Origin of the sequence: Pseudomonas sp. 10-1B (genome assembly GCF_000935045.1) — a bacterium.
Taxonomy (GTDB): domain Bacteria; phylum Pseudomonadota; class Gammaproteobacteria; order Pseudomonadales; family Pseudomonadaceae; genus Aquipseudomonas.
The window spans coordinates 296,194-311,282 of the sequence record NZ_JYKS01000023.1 but is presented as its reverse complement, the minus strand read 5'-3'; the positions used below and the strand labels follow the sequence as shown (position 1 = coordinate 311,282).

13 protein-coding genes are annotated in these 15,089 nt (G+C 63.4%); 6 read left to right on the top strand and 7 right to left on the bottom strand.

Annotated elements, in window-relative coordinates; all coding sequences use genetic code 11:
• Positions 1-100: 100 nt before the first annotated feature.
• Positions 101-1,471, top strand: coding sequence for a DNA repair protein RadA (radA, locus tag TZ03_RS14830; protein WP_051098756.1), 1,371 nt, complete (start codon positions 101-103; stop codon positions 1,469-1,471).
• A gap of 260 nt (positions 1,472-1,731) precedes the next feature.
• Here the strand turns inward: radA and TZ03_RS14825 are convergent, their stop codons facing one another.
• Together TZ03_RS14825 and TZ03_RS14820 are read right to left on the bottom strand one after the other, a co-directional pair.
• On the bottom strand, positions 1,732-3,249 hold the full coding sequence (locus TZ03_RS14825) for a nucleobase:cation symporter-2 family protein (protein WP_051098755.1): 1,518 nt from the start codon (positions 3,247-3,249) through the stop codon (positions 1,732-1,734).
• A gap of 263 nt (positions 3,250-3,512) precedes the next feature.
• On the bottom strand, positions 3,513-3,875 hold the full coding sequence (locus TZ03_RS14820; RefSeq protein WP_051098754.1) for a PilZ domain-containing protein: 363 nt from the start codon (positions 3,873-3,875) through the stop codon (positions 3,513-3,515).
• Between the two features lie 178 nt (positions 3,876-4,053).
• Between TZ03_RS14820 and TZ03_RS14815 the strand changes: the two genes are divergently transcribed.
• The 3 genes from TZ03_RS14815 (at position 4,054) to yjiA (ending at position 7,455) form a co-directional block, all read left to right on the top strand.
• On the top strand, positions 4,054-6,120 hold the full coding sequence (locus tag TZ03_RS14815; protein ID WP_051098753.1) for a carbon starvation CstA family protein: 2,067 nt from the start codon (positions 4,054-4,056) through the stop codon (positions 6,118-6,120).
• Between the two features lie 13 nt (positions 6,121-6,133).
• Positions 6,134-6,331 carry a YbdD/YjiX family protein gene (locus TZ03_RS14810; RefSeq protein WP_029614786.1) on the top strand — a complete coding sequence of 66 codons (198 nt, stop codon included), beginning with the start codon at positions 6,134-6,136 and terminating at the stop codon, positions 6,329-6,331.
• A 146-nt stretch (positions 6,332-6,477) separates the two neighbouring features.
• Positions 6,478-7,455, top strand: coding sequence for a GTPase (gene yjiA, locus TZ03_RS14805; RefSeq protein WP_051098773.1), 978 nt, complete (start codon positions 6,478-6,480; stop codon positions 7,453-7,455).
• Here yjiA and TZ03_RS14800 read toward each other — a convergent pair.
• Entirely contained in the window at positions 7,415-8,902 is a 1,488-nt protein-coding gene (locus TZ03_RS14800; protein ID WP_051098752.1) for a methylenetetrahydrofolate reductase C-terminal domain-containing protein, read from the bottom strand. The genes yjiA and TZ03_RS14800 overlap by 41 nt on opposite strands.
• A gap of 231 nt (positions 8,903-9,133) precedes the next feature.
• Positions 9,134-10,312: an acetyl-CoA C-acetyltransferase gene (locus TZ03_RS14795; protein WP_051098751.1), complete on the bottom strand. Its 1,179-nt coding sequence runs from the start codon at positions 10,310-10,312 to the stop codon at positions 9,134-9,136.
• 161 nt (positions 10,313-10,473) lie between these two features.
• Here TZ03_RS14795 and TZ03_RS14790 point away from each other — a divergent pair, with 161 nt between their 5' ends.
• Positions 10,474-10,755 carry a PepSY domain-containing protein gene (locus TZ03_RS14790; protein ID WP_414860309.1) on the top strand — a complete coding sequence of 94 codons (282 nt, stop codon included), beginning with the start codon at positions 10,474-10,476 and terminating at the stop codon, positions 10,753-10,755.
• Positions 10,756-11,022: 267 nt separating this feature from the next.
• Here TZ03_RS14790 and TZ03_RS14785 read toward each other — a convergent pair whose 3' ends face one another.
• Genes TZ03_RS14785 through TZ03_RS14775 form a run of 3 tightly spaced genes read right to left on the bottom strand, consistent with a single transcriptional unit; the run spans position 11,023 to position 14,044 of the window.
• On the bottom strand, positions 11,023-12,108 hold the full coding sequence (locus tag TZ03_RS14785) for an extracellular solute-binding protein (RefSeq protein ID WP_051098749.1): 1,086 nt from the start codon (positions 12,106-12,108) through the stop codon (positions 11,023-11,025).
• Positions 12,109-12,110: 2 nt separating this feature from the next.
• On the bottom strand, positions 12,111-13,007 hold the full coding sequence (aguB, locus tag TZ03_RS14780; protein WP_051098748.1) for an N-carbamoylputrescine amidase: 897 nt from the start codon (positions 13,005-13,007) through the stop codon (positions 12,111-12,113).
• The gene (locus TZ03_RS14775; RefSeq protein WP_051098747.1) at positions 13,004-14,044 is read right to left on the bottom strand and encodes an agmatine/peptidylarginine deiminase; all 1,041 of its coding nucleotides are present in this window, start codon (positions 14,042-14,044) and stop codon (positions 13,004-13,006) included. The genes aguB and TZ03_RS14775 overlap by 4 nt, the downstream gene beginning before the upstream one ends.
• A gap of 135 nt (positions 14,045-14,179) precedes the next feature.
• Here TZ03_RS14775 and TZ03_RS14770 point away from each other — a divergent pair, with 135 nt between their 5' ends.
• Entirely contained in the window at positions 14,180-15,034 is an 855-nt protein-coding gene (locus TZ03_RS14770; RefSeq protein WP_051098746.1) for a LysR substrate-binding domain-containing protein, read from the top strand.
• Positions 15,035-15,089: the final 55 nt, after the last annotated feature.

The window sequence follows — 15,089 nt, the reverse complement described above, 5'->3', positions numbered from 1 at the left end:
TACTGACTGCGGTTAGAACGAATAGTTTTGTCGCATCCCAAAGCGTTCGGGACACGTCCTGCTCGGCTATCATGGCGGTTTTTCCAGGAGACCCCATCCAATGGCCAAGGCCAAGCGCTTGTATGGCTGCACCGAGTGCGGCGCGACCTTCCCCAAATGGGCCGGCCAGTGCGGCGAATGCGGGGCCTGGAACACCCTGGTCGAAACCATGATCGAAAGCGCTGGGGCGGCTGCGCCCAGTGGCGGCCGCGCTGGCTGGGCTGGGCAGCAGGCGCAGATCAAGACCCTGGCCGAAGTCAGCGTCGAGGAAATCCCGCGCTTCACCACCAGCAGCACCGAACTGGACCGCGTGCTGGGCGGTGGCCTGGTGGATGGCTCGGTGGTGCTGATTGGTGGCGACCCCGGCATCGGCAAGTCGACCATCCTGCTGCAGACCTTGTGCAACATCGCCGTGGGCATGCCGGCGCTGTATGTCACCGGCGAGGAATCCCAGCAGCAGGTGGCCATGCGCTCGCGGCGCCTGGGCCTGCCCCAGGACCAGCTCAAGGTGATGACCGAAACCTGCATCGAAACCATCATCGCCACGGCGCGCCAGGAAAAGCCGCGGGTGATGGTGATCGACTCGATCCAGACCATCTTCACCGAGCAGTTGCAATCGGCGCCCGGCGGCGTGGCCCAGGTGCGTGAGAGCACGGCGTTGCTGGTGCGCTACGCCAAGCAGAGCGGTACGGCGATCTTCCTGGTCGGCCACGTGACCAAGGAAGGCTCGTTGGCCGGCCCGCGGGTACTGGAGCACATGGTCGACACCGTGCTGTATTTCGAAGGCGAGTCCGACGGCCGCCTGCGTCTGCTGCGGGCGGTGAAGAACCGCTTTGGCGCGGTCAACGAGCTGGGCGTGTTCGGCATGACCGACCGTGGCCTGAAGGAAGTTTCCAACCCGTCGGCGATCTTCCTCAACCGCACCCAGGAAGAAGTGCCGGGCAGCGTGGTGATGGCGACTTGGGAGGGCACCCGGCCGATGCTGGTGGAGGTGCAGGCACTGGTCGACGACAGCCACTTGGCCAACCCGCGCCGGGTGACCCTGGGCCTGGACCAGAACCGCCTGGCCATGCTGCTGGCGGTGCTGCACCGCCACGGCGGTATTCCGACCCATGATCAGGACGTGTTCCTCAACGTGGTGGGCGGAGTGAAGGTGCTGGAAACTGCCTCAGACCTGGCGCTACTGGCGGCAGTGATGTCCAGCTTGCGCAACCGGCCACTGGCTCATGGTTTGCTGGTGTTTGGCGAGATCGGCCTGTCGGGCGAGGTGCGCCCGGTGCCCAGTGGCCAGGAGCGCTTGAAGGAAGCGGCCAAGCATGGCTTCAAGCGGGCCATCGTGCCCAAGGGCAATGCGCCGAAAGAGCCGCCGGCGGGGTTGCAGGTGATTGCCGTTACCCGGCTGGAGCAGGCCCTGGATGCATTGTTCGAGTAATTTGTAGCCTGTGCTGGCCCTATCGCCGGCAAGCCAGCTCCCACAGGGATTGCATCCGGACTGACAGATGCGGTGGCGAGCACCTGGCAACCCTGGTGCCCTTGCCAGAAACCATAGAATCTCCCACAGGTACTGCACAGGATTCGGAAGCTGTGGTGTTCCTGTGGGAGCTGGCTTGCCGGCGATAGGGCCAGCACAGGCAAACGAAAAAGGGGGCCGACGATGCGCATCGGCCCCCCACTTCACCGCTCAGTCAACGGTCAATGCTCGGCAACCGCACTGCGCCTGACCGTTTCATTGCCATGCTCGTCCAGCTCCAGCATCGGCACTTCATTCCCTTCGGCATCGAACAGCTTGCCATCCTTGAAGTAATCGCCATCACGCAGCGCAGAAATGTCCGAGTACTGGATGGTGCGCTCATAGGCTGCAGCGAACACCGACTGGTTTTCCGAGTTGCCGGTGGTGAAGTGGTTGAAGATCAGGTTCAGCAGGATGGCCATGATCGCTGCCGAGCTGATGCCCGAGTGGAAGATGGTCTCGAACCAGTTCGGGAAGTGGTGGTAGAAGTTCGGCGCGGCAATCGGGATCATGCCGAAGCCCAGCGAGGCGGCGACGATGATCAGGTTGACGTTGTTCTTGTAGCTGACCTTGGACAGGGTACGGATGCCACTGGCAGCCACGGTGCCGAACAGCACGATGCCGGCGCCGCCCAGTACCGGGGTAGGTACCGCGGCAATCACCCGGCCCATGATCGGCAGCAGGCCGAGCACCACCAGGATCACGCCACCGGTGGCCACCACGTAGCGGCTCTTGACCCCGGTCACGGCCACCAGGCCGACGTTCTGGGCGAATGCGCTCTGGGTGAACGAGCCGAAGATCGGTGCCAGGATGCTCGATGCCATGTCGGCGCGCAGGCCGTTGCCCAGGCGCTTGGAGTCGACTTTGGTGTCGATGATCTCACCCACGGCGAGGATATCGGCCGAGGTTTCCACCAGGGTCACCATGATCACGATGCACATCGACAGGATCGCGGCGATGTGGAACTCCGGCATGCCGAAGTGGAATGGCGTGGGGAAGGCGAACATCGGGCCTTCGGTGACCTTGCTGAAGTCGGTCATGCCCAGCGCCCAGGCGATCAGGGTGCCGACCACCATGGCCAGCAGGATCGACAGGCGCGAGATGGTGGCGCTGCCCAGCTTGCTCAGCAGCAGCACGATGGCGAAGGTCAGGGCCGCCAGGCCGATGTTGGCCATGCTCCCGAATTCCGGCGAGGCGCTGTTGCCGCCCATCACCCAGCGGGCGGCCACGGGCATCAGGGTCAGGCCGATGGTGGTGATGACGATGCCAGTCACCAGCGGCGGGAAGAACTTGGTGATGCGCGAGAACACCGGAGTGATCAGGAAGCCGATCAGCGATGCCGCCATCACCGCGCCGAGTACCCCCGGCAAGCCACCGCCGCCCTCGCTGCTGAGGATTGCACCCATGGTCGCCACGCCAGCGAACGACACGCCCTGCACCAGCGGCAACTGGCAGCCGAAGAACGGCAGGCCCAGGGTCTGTAGCAGGGTGGCCAGGCCACCGGCAAACAACGAGGCGGCGATCAGCATGCCGATTTCGGCGCCGTTCAGACCCGCGGCCTGCCCCAGGATCAGGGGTACCGCGACGATTCCCCCATACATGGTCAGCACATGCTGCAGACCATAGGCCAGGTTGGCCCCAAGGCCGAGGTTTTCATCCTCGGGGCGCTTGGCGGGAGACGTGCTAGGGGACGTAGTCATGGAGCAGGCTCTCTGTTTATTTTTGTGTTGCTACTGTAGACACTTCCTGCAATTGATTGCCACAAAAATTGTATACAATATTTTGATCGGAGCGCGCACAAGCGTGCCCGCACGATGTCTGAGAGCTCAATGCAGAAGGCGTACCAACTCGTCAGAGGCTGTACTAGAGGGGTGTGTACAAAGCGCTGCTACCCAGGCTCAAAGCTGTCTGGGTAGACAGGAAACACCAGGCGGTAAGGCTATTAGCTAGCTAAGAGATTTCATTATTCGATCAGTTCGCGCAGCTCACGCATCATTTCGGTGCTGTCGGCCACGTTCAATTCCACAAGACGGTGCAAATGGCTCATCGAATCGATGTCGATGTACAGGCAGATGAAGCCCAGCCGGTCGGGCTCTTCGTGGCGCAGTTCGACCTGCATCTGCACGCACGTTTCCTGGTCCAGGTGAATGATGGCATCGAAGTCCTGGGTGAGGTCGGCATCCCAATTGGCCGGGCGTTCGATCAGCAAGCCTTTGAGTGAAAGATCCAGCAGTTTGGCTGGCCAGCGTTGCAGGCCTTGGCGCAGTTCGGTGGGCGCGTCGAAATCGATGCGCTGAAAGCGCCGGCGTTCGTCGTGATCGCTCATGGCATGGCTCCTCGAATAGCTTCTCGGGTGACATCCTGACTATAGTTACTGTGGTCTGTGCCTTGGGTAGCGCAATCGGGCCGCAGAGGCTCTAGACCAAAGCAAGTGTGGCAATGCGCTTTGACTGGCCCTAGACTCGATGGGCGGTCTTTTCCAATCCACCAGCTGGAAGCAAACCATGAACAACAATAATAGCCTGCTACGCCACATTCCGTGGCTGGCGCTGGCAGTCATAGGAGCCTGCGCGCTGGGTGTGGTTGCCCTGCGTCGCGGCGAGGCGATCAATGCCTTGTGGATCGTGGTCGCGGCAGTGGCCATCTACCTGGTCGCCTATCGCTACTACAGCCTGTTCATCGCCACCAAGGTGATGCAACTCGACCCGCGCCGTGCCACTCCGGCGGTGCTCAACAACGACGGCCTGGACTATGTCCCGACCAACAAACACATTCTCTTCGGTCACCACTTCGCCGCCATCGCCGGCGCAGGCCCCTTGGTCGGCCCGGTACTCGCCGCGCAGATGGGCTACCTGCCCGGCACGCTGTGGCTGATTGCCGGCGTGGTGCTGGCCGGTGCGGTGCAGGACTTCATGGTTCTGTTCCTGTCCACCCGCCGCAATGGCCGTTCGCTGGGCGACATGGTGCGCGAGGAAATGGGCCGCATTCCTGGCACCATCGCCTTGTTCGGCTGCTTCCTGATCATGATCATCATCCTCGCGGTGCTGGCGCTGATCGTGGTCAAGGCCTTGGCCGAAAGCCCGTGGGGCATGTTCACGGTGATGGCGACCATCCCGATCGCGATGTTCATGGGCATCTACATGCGCTACATCCGCCCGGGCCGCATTGGCGAGATCTCGATCATCGGCGTGGTGCTGCTGCTGGCTTCGATCTGGCTTGGGGGCCAGATTGCTGCCGATCCGGTATGGGGCCCAGCGTTCACCTTCACGGGTGTGCAGATCACCTGGATGCTGGTCGGTTACGGTTTCGTGGCTGCAGTGCTGCCGGTATGGCTGGTACTGGCGCCGCGCGACTACCTGTCGACCTTCCTCAAGATCGGCACCATCATCGCCCTGGCCATCGGTATTCTGGTGACCATGCCCGAGCTGAAAATGCCGGCGCTGACCCAGTTCACCGACGGCACCGGCCCGGTGTGGAAGGGCACCCTGTTCCCGTTCCTGTTCATCACCATCGCCTGTGGTGCGGTGTCCGGCTTCCACGCGCTGATCTCCTCGGGGACCACGCCCAAGCTGCTGGACAACGAAACCAACGCCCGCTACATCGGCTACGGCGGCATGCTGATGGAGTCGTTCGTCGCCATCATGGCCATGGTCGCCGCCTCGGTGATCGAGCCGGGCGTGTACTTCGCCATGAACAGCCCGGCCGCGGTGGTTGGCGCCGACGTTGCATCGGTGGCGCAAACGGTCAGCAGCTGGGGCTTCCTGATTACTCCCGAGCAGCTTGAAGCCGTCGCCCGCGACATCGGCGAGCACACCGTCCTGGCCCGTGCCGGTGGTGCGCCGACCCTGGCGGTGGGTATCGCGCAGATCCTCCACCAGGTGCTGCCGGGTGAGAACACCATGGCCTTCTGGTACCACTTCGCGATCCTGTTCGAGGCGCTGTTCATCCTTACCGCGGTGGACGCCGGTACCCGTGCGGGCCGTTTCATGCTGCAGGACCTGCTGGGTAGCTTCGTACCGGCGCTGAAACGTACCGAGTCGTGGACCGCAAACCTGATCGGTACCGCTGGCTGCGTGGCGCTGTGGGGCTACCTGCTGTACCAGGGCGTGATCGACCCGCTGGGTGGCATCAACACCCTGTGGCCACTGTTCGGTATTTCCAACCAGATGCTGGCCGGTATCGCCCTGATGCTCGGCACCGTGGTGCTGGTCAAGATGAAGCGCCAGCGCTACGTCTGGGTCACCCTGCTGCCGGCCGTGTGGCTGCTGATTTGCACCACCACTGCGGGCCTGATCAAGCTGTTCGACCCGAACCCGGCGGTTGGCTTCCTGGCCCTGGCCAAGAAGTACAGCACTGCACTGGACGCCGGCCAGGTACTGGCCCCGGCCAAGGACATCGGGCAGATGCAGCATGTGATCTTCAACGCCTACACCAACGCCGGCCTGACCGTGCTGTTCCTGGTGGTGGTGTTCAGCGTGCTGTTCTTCGCAGTCAAGGTCGGTTTCGCCGCCCTCGGCCGCAAGGAGCGCACCGACAAGGAAACCCCGTTCCAGGCCCTGCCTGACGCTTGAGAGGAATGCTGCGATGTTCAACGACCTGGGTCGACTGGGTAAATACCTGGGGCAGGCAGCCCGCCTGATGGTCGGCATGCCCGACTACGACAACTATGTCGAGCACATGCAGAAGACGCACCCGGACCAGCCGGTGATGAGCTACGAGGCGTTCTTCCGCGAACGCCAGGAAGCGCGTTATGGTGGCAAGTCCGGGCCCAAGTGCTGTTGAGCCTTAAGCGTTAACCTGTCCCGGCCTCATCGCCGGCAAGCCAGCTCCCACAGGTACAGCACAGGCCGCAAGGTTTGTGCAGTACCTGTGGGAGCTGGCTTGCCGGCGATGAGGCCTGTGTTTTTTCCGCACAGGAGATGTTCTGCGTGCAGACGCCTATTCCCGTAACCGTACTCACCGGCTTTCTCGGTGCCGGCAAGACCACCTTGCTCAAGCACATGCTCAAGGCCGAGCACGGCCTGAAGCTTGCCGTGATCGAAAATGAATTCAGCGAAGCCGGCATCGACAGCCAGCTGTTGGGCGACGAGCCGGTGCAGGTGATGACCCTGGCCAACGGCTGCGTGTGCTGCAGCATCCATGGCGACCTGACCCGCGCCCTGTACCTGCTGCTCGAACGCCTGGACGCCGGCGAGATCGCCTTCGACCGCCTGGTGATCGAATGTACCGGCCTGGCCGACCCGGCGCCGGTAGCGCAAACCTTTTTCATCGACGAGGAACTGCGTGAGCGCTACATCCTCGACGGCATCATCACCCTGGTCGATGCCGCCCATGCCGAACTGCACCTGACCCAGGCCATCGCCCAGGCCCAGGTCGGCTTTGCCGATCGCCTGCTGCTGAGCAAGACCGACCTGGTCGAGCCGGCTGCGGTAGAGGCCCTGCGTGAACGCCTGGCACGCATCAATGGCCGGGCCGCGATCCGCGTGGTCGAGCATGGCCGTATCGACCTGGCCGAACTGCTCGATGTGCGCGGTTTCAACCTCAACCCCGACCTGGGCGCGAACCTGCAGCCAAGCCTGCGCCCACTGCTCAAGCCTGCTACGCCGGACCGTATCTCGACATTGGTGTTGCGCACTGAGACCGCGCTGGACATCGACCGCCTCAGCGATTTCATGAACGAACTGCTGGAAACCCACGGCAAGCAACTGTTGCGCTACAAGGGCGTGCTGAACATTGCCGGTGAAGAGCGCAAGCTGGTGTTCCAGGGCGTGCTCAAGCTCTACGGCTTCGACTGGGACGCCGAGTGGGCCGATGGCGAGGCCCGCGAGAGCGTGATGGTGTTTATTGCCGACGAGCTGCCCGAGGCTACGATTCGGGCTGGGTTCGAGGCGCTGGCTGCGGGCTGAGCCGGCGCGAGGTTGGCGGTGCGAACCACTGCGGCCATGAGCTGCGGTGGCGAGTTTCCACCTCAATGCACGGGATCAGCCGCTCGGTCAGCACGGCAGTTTGCCCCACAGCCTTGGCGGTGCGGTACTTGACGCTGTGGATGCACTCACGGTCGCCGAACTCGCAGCGGTTCAGCGCGGTACCACCACAGGGGCCGTTGGCCAGGCCCTTGGGGCAGGTTTCCGGGCAGATGTACAGGGTGTCTTCCAGACGGCAGCGGCCGCAGGTGTCACAGCCCACCAGCGGGCGCTTCACGCTGCGCTCCAGCGTGTGCAGCACTTGAACGCCAGCGCGGGTGGCCCACAGCGGCTGGCGCACCGCCCAGCCAAACGCCTTGCTCAGGCTGTTGCGGCGGCTGAACAGCAGGGCATGGACGCCATGCATCAGGTGGTAGCGGGCTTTCTCCCTGAACGACGCATCGACCTGCGATTCTCCCTGGCGCCAGCTCGCCTGCGGTGGATGGAAGGTTACCGCCGGCATTCCCGGCATCTGCCAACTGGCATGCCAGGCGGGCGCCCATTGCTCCAGCGAATGGACCTGCGCTTGCCAGTGTTCAAGTCGCTCTTCCAGGGCAAGCAGTTGCTTCAGTTCGTGAATCCCCGACAGGTGCACGCCGGCGTAACCCATCAGTTTCGTACCAATGATCTGCAAAGCAAGGCGATCAACGCTGCGCGCCTGGGCAAAGGTCTTGGACTGCGCCGTTTCCGCTTCGAGCATCTCGCGCATGGACGGTGTGACGGTAACGCCCGCCACATGGTCGAGCATTGTCGCACGGCCGTGGGTGAGGCTCATGAGGCATGCCAGCATGGGTTTGGGCGTGGCCTGGCGGCGCATCCAGTGCATGGCTTCCTGGTGCTTGGCGGCATCGAAGCCCAGTTGCAGGGTGAGGAAGTCGGCCCCCGCTGCCAGCTTTTTCTCGGCCTTGAAGTACTGCGCGCCGCCTTCTTCCTCGTGGTACTTGAAGGGGTTGAGCGCCGCGCCCAGTAGCCAGTGCGGGCAGGCCTGGCGGGCAATCTGCAGGGCGGCCACCGATTCCAGGTAGCGCACCGGGCGCTGGCCAGGCTCATGCCCGGGCAGGCGGTCGCCGGTCAGCAGCAACAACTGATCAAGGCCAGCAGCGTCCATGCGCTGCAGTTGGGCTAGCAGGTGGTGGCGTTCGCGGTCCTTGCCGGAAAAGTGCGGCAGGGCCGGTACTGGGTTGCTGAACGAGGCGAGGGCATCCAGCGGCGACATGTCCAGCGGGCTGCCGACGCGATCGCCGATGGCCACGGTCATTGGCCAACTGCACAGATGCCCACGGGCCATGATCGCCTGCATGGCGGCGAAGCGTTCTGCGGAGGCTTTGGGGACGAACTCCATGACACAGACGAAGTTCTGTTCGCGCAGCGCGGTTTTCAGCAGGCTCATGAGGCCAGTCACCTGGTTTGGTCAGGGTGGCATTGTGGAGCAGAAGGCGAGCGGGGTCATGTCCGGATGCGCAGGGTGGTGCTCTGAATGAGACATATGTGTTTGCCTTTACCGGCCTCTTCGCGGGCTCGCCCGCTCCCACAGGTTTGGCGCTGAACTTTAAAAATGCGCGGTCCTTGTGGGAGCGGGCGTGCCCGCGAAGAGGCCGGGCCTGCTCAAATCAATCAGTGATCAACGCTCGATGGCCAAGGCAACCCCTTGGCCGCCACCAATGCACAGGGTAGCCAGGCCCTTCTTGGCATCCCGCTTGATCATCTCGTGCAGCAGGGTCACCAGCACCCGGCAGCCGGACGCGCCAATCGGGTGGCCCAGGGCAATCGCCCCGCCATTCACGTTGACCCGCGCGGCATCCCACTCCAGCGCCTTGCCCACCGCCAGCGCCTGTGCGGCAAAGGCTTCGTTGGCTTCGATCAGGTCCAGCTCCGCCAGCTGCCAGCCGGCTTTGTCCAGGCAGCGTTGGCTCGCCGAAACCGGGCCAATGCCCATGATCGCTGGGTCTACACCGGCACTGGCATAGGCCGCGATCTTTGCCAGCACCGGCAGGCCCAGGGCCTTGGCCTTGGCGGCGCTCATCAGCAGCACGGCGGCGGCGCCGTCATTCAGGCTGGAGGCGTTGCCAGCGGTGACGCTGCCGTCCTTCTTGAAGGCTGGGCGCAGTTTGCCCAGGGATTCGGCCGTGGTCTCCGGGCGGGGTTGCTCGTCGCGTGCAAAGACCTTGGGCTCACCCTTTTTCTGCGCCAGCACGATCGGGGTGATCTCGTCGTCGAAACGGCCAGCCTCGATCGCCGCCACGGCCTTGCGCTGCGATTCGGCGGCGAAGGCGTCCTGCTGTTCACGGCTGAGGCCGTATTTGTCCACCAGGTTCTCGGCGGTGATACCCATGTGGTAGTCGTTGAAGGCGTCCCACAGGCCATCGGTGATCATGCTGTCGATCAGCTGGCCATGGCCCATGCGCTGGCCGGTACGGGCCGAGGGCATTACGTAAGGGGCAAGGCTCATGTTCTCCTGGCCACCGGCGATCACCACCTCGGCGTCACCGCAGCGGATGGCCTGGGTGGCCAGGTGCAGGGCCTTGAGGCCCGAGCCGCAGACCTTGTTCAAGGTCAGCGCCGGTACGCTGAAGGGCAGGCCGGCCTTGATCGCGGCCTGGCGTGCCGGGTTCTGCCCGGCACCTGCGGTGAGCACCTGGCCGAGGATGACTTCGTCGACCTGCGCCGGGTCCAGCCCGGTCTGCTCCAGCAGGCGCTTGATCACGGCAGCACCGAGGTCGACCGCAGGCACAGTGGCCAGGGCGCCCTGGAAGCTGCCGATGGCGGTACGGGTTGCGGCGACGATGACCACGTCGTTCATGTTGTTGTTCTCCGTGCGATGGGCGTAATGCCTCAAGCATCGGTGGCTTTGGCTAATTTGTTAAGTTTGTTTTTCTTTGTGATTGATCCAGAAAACAAATGAATAGCGTAATAAGAGGTGCCCACATCTACGCTAAGGGATGTGCTGTTTCACTCAACTGAATGGAGCTTACGCCCGTGCGCCTATTGATCGCTCTGACCCTGCTGATCGGCAGCAGCACAGCATTCGCCGCCACCCAATGCACCACTGCTGAAAGAAGTACCTGGCAAGACCCCGAAGCCTTCCAGGCCCAGCTCAAGGAACAGGGCTACAAGATCAACAAGTTCAAGGTCACCAAGCGTAACTGCTACAAGACCTACGGTTTCGACAAGGACGGCCGCAGGGTCGAGATCTACCATGACCCGGTGACCGGCAAGGCGGTCAAGACCGAGTACCACGATTGAACACTGACGGCACGGTACAGCTGTGGAACCGCTCCCACCTCGACCGCATAGGTCTCACGCCCTGTGCAATACCTGTGGGAGCAACTGTCTTGTATTGCCTGGGCGGGCCTCATCGCCGGCAAGCCAGCCCAACTGCGCAGGGCTTGAGGCCTATGCGGTCGAGGTGGGAGCTGGCTTGCCGGCGATGAGGCCAGCCCAGGCAACATCATTCAAATAGCCGGGCACTGATAGGTCACACAGTGAATCCCCCCGCCAGCTTGGCATGGTTCAGTCCTGTGCAGTCTTGAAGCGTGTCCACACGCGCATGCGTGCGCGCATGTCAGCCTGTGGAATATCGCGGCCCGGGATCAGCCGAGCATAGGTCGCTTCGTCGAGGTAGATATTTGGGTTGTCACGCATGCGTGGGTCTACCGCCAGTCGCGCCTTGGCGCTGGCGGTGGGGTAGCCGGTGAAGTTGCTGATGGCAGCCATGTTCGCCGGGCGCATGACGAAATTGATGAAACGATAGGCGTATTCCGGGTGCCTGGCATCGGCCGGAATGGCCATGGTATCCATCCACACCGTGGTGCCTTGGCGGGGGATGCGATACTGGAAGTCGAGATGCTTGCCTGCGGACTCGGCGGTGCGCTGTGCCTGGATTACATCGCCGCTGTAGCCCAGAGACAGGCACAGGTTCTCATTGACCAACTCGGTCACCGGTTGCGACTGGAACTTGCGCACATATGGGCGGATGGCCTTGAGCAGTTCGCTGGCAGCGGCCAGGTCTTCGCGTTTGGCGCTGCGTGGCTCACGGCCCAGGTAGTTGAGGACCACGGCCAGCACTTCATCGGGCGAGTCGATCACCGAGATACCACAGTCGGCGAACTTGGCGGCCAGCTCTGGTTTGAACAGCAGGTCGAGGTTGTCCAGCGGTGCATCAGGCATGCGTTGGCGGATCTTCTCGGCGTTCGCCGTCAGGCCGATGGTGCCCCAGGTGTAGGGCACCGTGGCCTGACTGGCCTTGGGGTACTGGGCATGCAGCTTGCGCAGGCCGGGCTCGATATCGTCGAGCGCTTCCAGGCGGCTGTGGTCCAGCGGCTGCAGGCTGCCGGCGCGCATCAGCCGTTCGGCAACGGTGTCACCGGGGAACACCAGGTCGTAGCCACTGCGCCCGGACATCAGCTTGGCTTCGAGCACTTCGCTGCCATCCATCACGTCGTAGATCACCTGGATACCGGTTTCGGCGGTGAACTGCTTGAGGGTGTCCTCGGCAAAATAATCGGCCCAGTTGTACAGGCGCAGCACCGGCTGCTCGGCCTGGACATGGCTGGCGCAGACGACCAGCGCCAATGTGGCAAGAACGTGGCGTTTCATGCTCAGGCCCTCAGGTTGTGTGGGTGGGCGCCGTCCAGGGTCAGCAGCGTTGCGTACATTTCCGGGCGGCGGTCACGGTAGATGCCCCAGCTCAGACGGTCTTCGCGCATGCCGGCGAGATCCAGGTCGTGCAGCCAGATGCCGCTGCTGTCACGGTCGGCCTCGGCAAGCATGGCGCCCTTGTGGTCGCAGATGAACGACGAGCCGTAGAAGCGCATGGTCAACCCGGCATCGCTGGCGGCGACTTCTTCGCCCACGCGGTTGGCTGCCACCACCGGCAGCAGGTTGGCGGCAGCATGGCCGCGCATCGCTACCTGCCAATGGTCGCGCGAGTCCAGTTCGGCACAGCCAGGCTCGGAGCCGATGGCGGTAGGGAACAGCAACACTTCGGCACCCATCAGCGCCAGGCAACGGGCCGTTTCCGGGAACCACTGGTCCCAGCAGATGCCGATGCCCAAACGTCCGAACGCGGTGTCCCAGACCTTGAAACCGGTGTCGCCGGGGCTGAAGTATTCCTTCTCCTGGTAGCCGATGGCGTTGGGAATGTGGGTCTTGCGGTACACGCCGAGCAGGCGGCCGTCGGCGTCGGCCACGGTCAGTGAGTTGAAGAAGGCATTGCCGGCGCGCTCATACCAGCTCAGCGGCAGCACCACGCCCAGCTCGCCGGCCAGGGCAGCGAAACGCTGCAGGATCGGGCTGTCGGGGTAGGGCTGGGCCAAGGCCTGGTGCTGGTGGTCCTGCTCGATGCAGAAGTACGGGGTGGCGAATAGCTCTTGCAGCAGGATTACCTGGGCTCCTTTGGCCGCGGCCTGGCGTACCAGCTGTTCGGCGCGGTCAAGGTTGTCGGGCAGGTTCCAGCTGCACGGCATTTGCGTGGTGGCGATACGCAGCCGGCTCATGGCTGCACCTCGGGCTGCTGTTGGGTGATGCAGTGAATGCCGCCACCGCCATAGGCAATGTGGTCGATGCGTACCGGCACGATCTCCCGACCCGGGAAGGCGTGGGCCAGTTGTGCGGCGGCGTCCTGGTCGGCTGCGATGCCATAGGCTGGCATGATGATCGCGCCGTTGGCGATATAGAAGTTGGTGTAGGAAGCACAGAACACCTCGGCATTGCGGTCGACAGCGGCGCTGGCCTCGTACAGGTCTAGCAGTTCGAAATGCCGGCCTTGAGCATCGGTTGCCAGTTCCAGGGCTCGACGGTTTTCCCGCACCACTTCGGCGTACACCGAATGCTGGTCATGGGTGGCATCGACCAGCAGCACACCTGGGCGGGCAAAGGCACAGACGCCATCGACGTGGCCGTCGGTCATGTCGCCGGTGACGTATTGCGGGTCACCCGGCAGCCAGATGGTCTTGCTGATGCCCAGGTAGCGGGCAAAGCATGCCTCGAATTCGGCCTTGCTCACGCCAGGGTTGCGGTTGGGGTTGAGCAGCACCGATTCAGTGGTGATCAGCGTGCCTTCGCCATCGACATGAATCGCACCGCCTTCGTTGCACAACGCTGTGCTGAAACCGTCCAGGCCAAGCTGGTCGAGGATCTGCCGGCCCAGGCTGCGGTCCAGGCTATGCTGCGACTTGCCGCCCCAGGCATTGAAGCGCCAGCTCAGACCGGCCAGGCCGAGCTGTGGGTGGCAGATGAAGCTCGGGCCGCTGTCACGGCACCAGCTGTCGTCCACGGCCAGTTCGATCAGCTCGATATTGGCGCCGCACAGGGCACGTGCGCTGGCCACGGCGCACGGGTCGACCACCATTTTCACCGGTTCGAAACGGGCGATGGCCGCCGCGACACGGGCGTAATCCTGCTGGACATCGGCCAGGCGCACGTTCCAGCCGCGTTCCCACAGCGGCTGGTTGTGTGGCCAGACCATCCAGGTAGCCGCGTGGCGGGACCATTCGGCAGGCATACGCCAGCCGCTGTCGAGGGACAGGTGCATAGTGAACTCCGATCAATTAAGGATTTTTATCAACGAAGCCCGCCGTCGCGGGTGTTGGTGTCCATGCTATGGCTAGGCTTGGCTGGCGACAAACGATAGATTTAGCGCATATCTGATCAGCAGGGCTTATCAATCATGCTTAAACACTGGCCACCCCTGAATGCCTTGCGCGGCTTCGAGGCCGCCGCGCGGTTGGGCAGTTTCCACAAGGCTGCCGAGGCGCTGAACCTGACCCAGTCGGCCATCAGTCAGCAGATACGCAGCCTGGAAACCTACCTGGAGCAGCCGCTGTTCCATCGCAGTGGCCGTAGCGTGAGCCTGACCGACGCCGGCCACGACCTGCTCAGCACCACGCAATCGCTGCTGCAGCACCTGGCCGTGGGTATTCGCCGGCTCGATCAGTACCGCAAGCCCAACCAACTGGTGGTCAATACCAGCCCGGCGTTTGCCAGGCACTGGCTGCTGCCGCGGCTGGCCGACTTTCACCAGCGCTGCCCGGATGTCGACTTGTGGTTGTTCACCAGTTTCGAGGTGCCGGAGATGGCCACCGAAACCATCGACCTGGCCATCCGCGACGACCTCAGTGCCCAGGCCGAATGCAGCTTCAGCGTGCTCCATCAGGACCAGTTGTACCCGGCTTGTCACCCCTCGTTGCTGGCGGCGACTGCGCGCACCACCTTGCATGGTGAACGGGAAATGGACTGGAGCCACTGGCAACTGGAGGGCGGCGAGGATGTGGGGCAGCAGGGCAAGGGCCTGAATTTTTCCGACCCCGGGTTGTTGCTGGATGCGGCAAGCGAGGGGTTGGGGGTGGCGCTGGTCAGTCAGTTGCTGGCACGGCGGGCGGTGGATGAGGGGCGTTTGCAGGCGTTGTCGGTACAGCGGGTGCGAGGGCCGGCATGGGCTTGCCTGGTGCATCGGGATAGCCAGGATGATCCGCTGGCCCGGCAGTTTCTGGGGTGGTTGAAAGACGCTCTGGCCTCCAGTTGAGGTCACCTGCACTGACCCTATCGCCGGCAAGCCAGCTCCCACAGGTACCCACAGG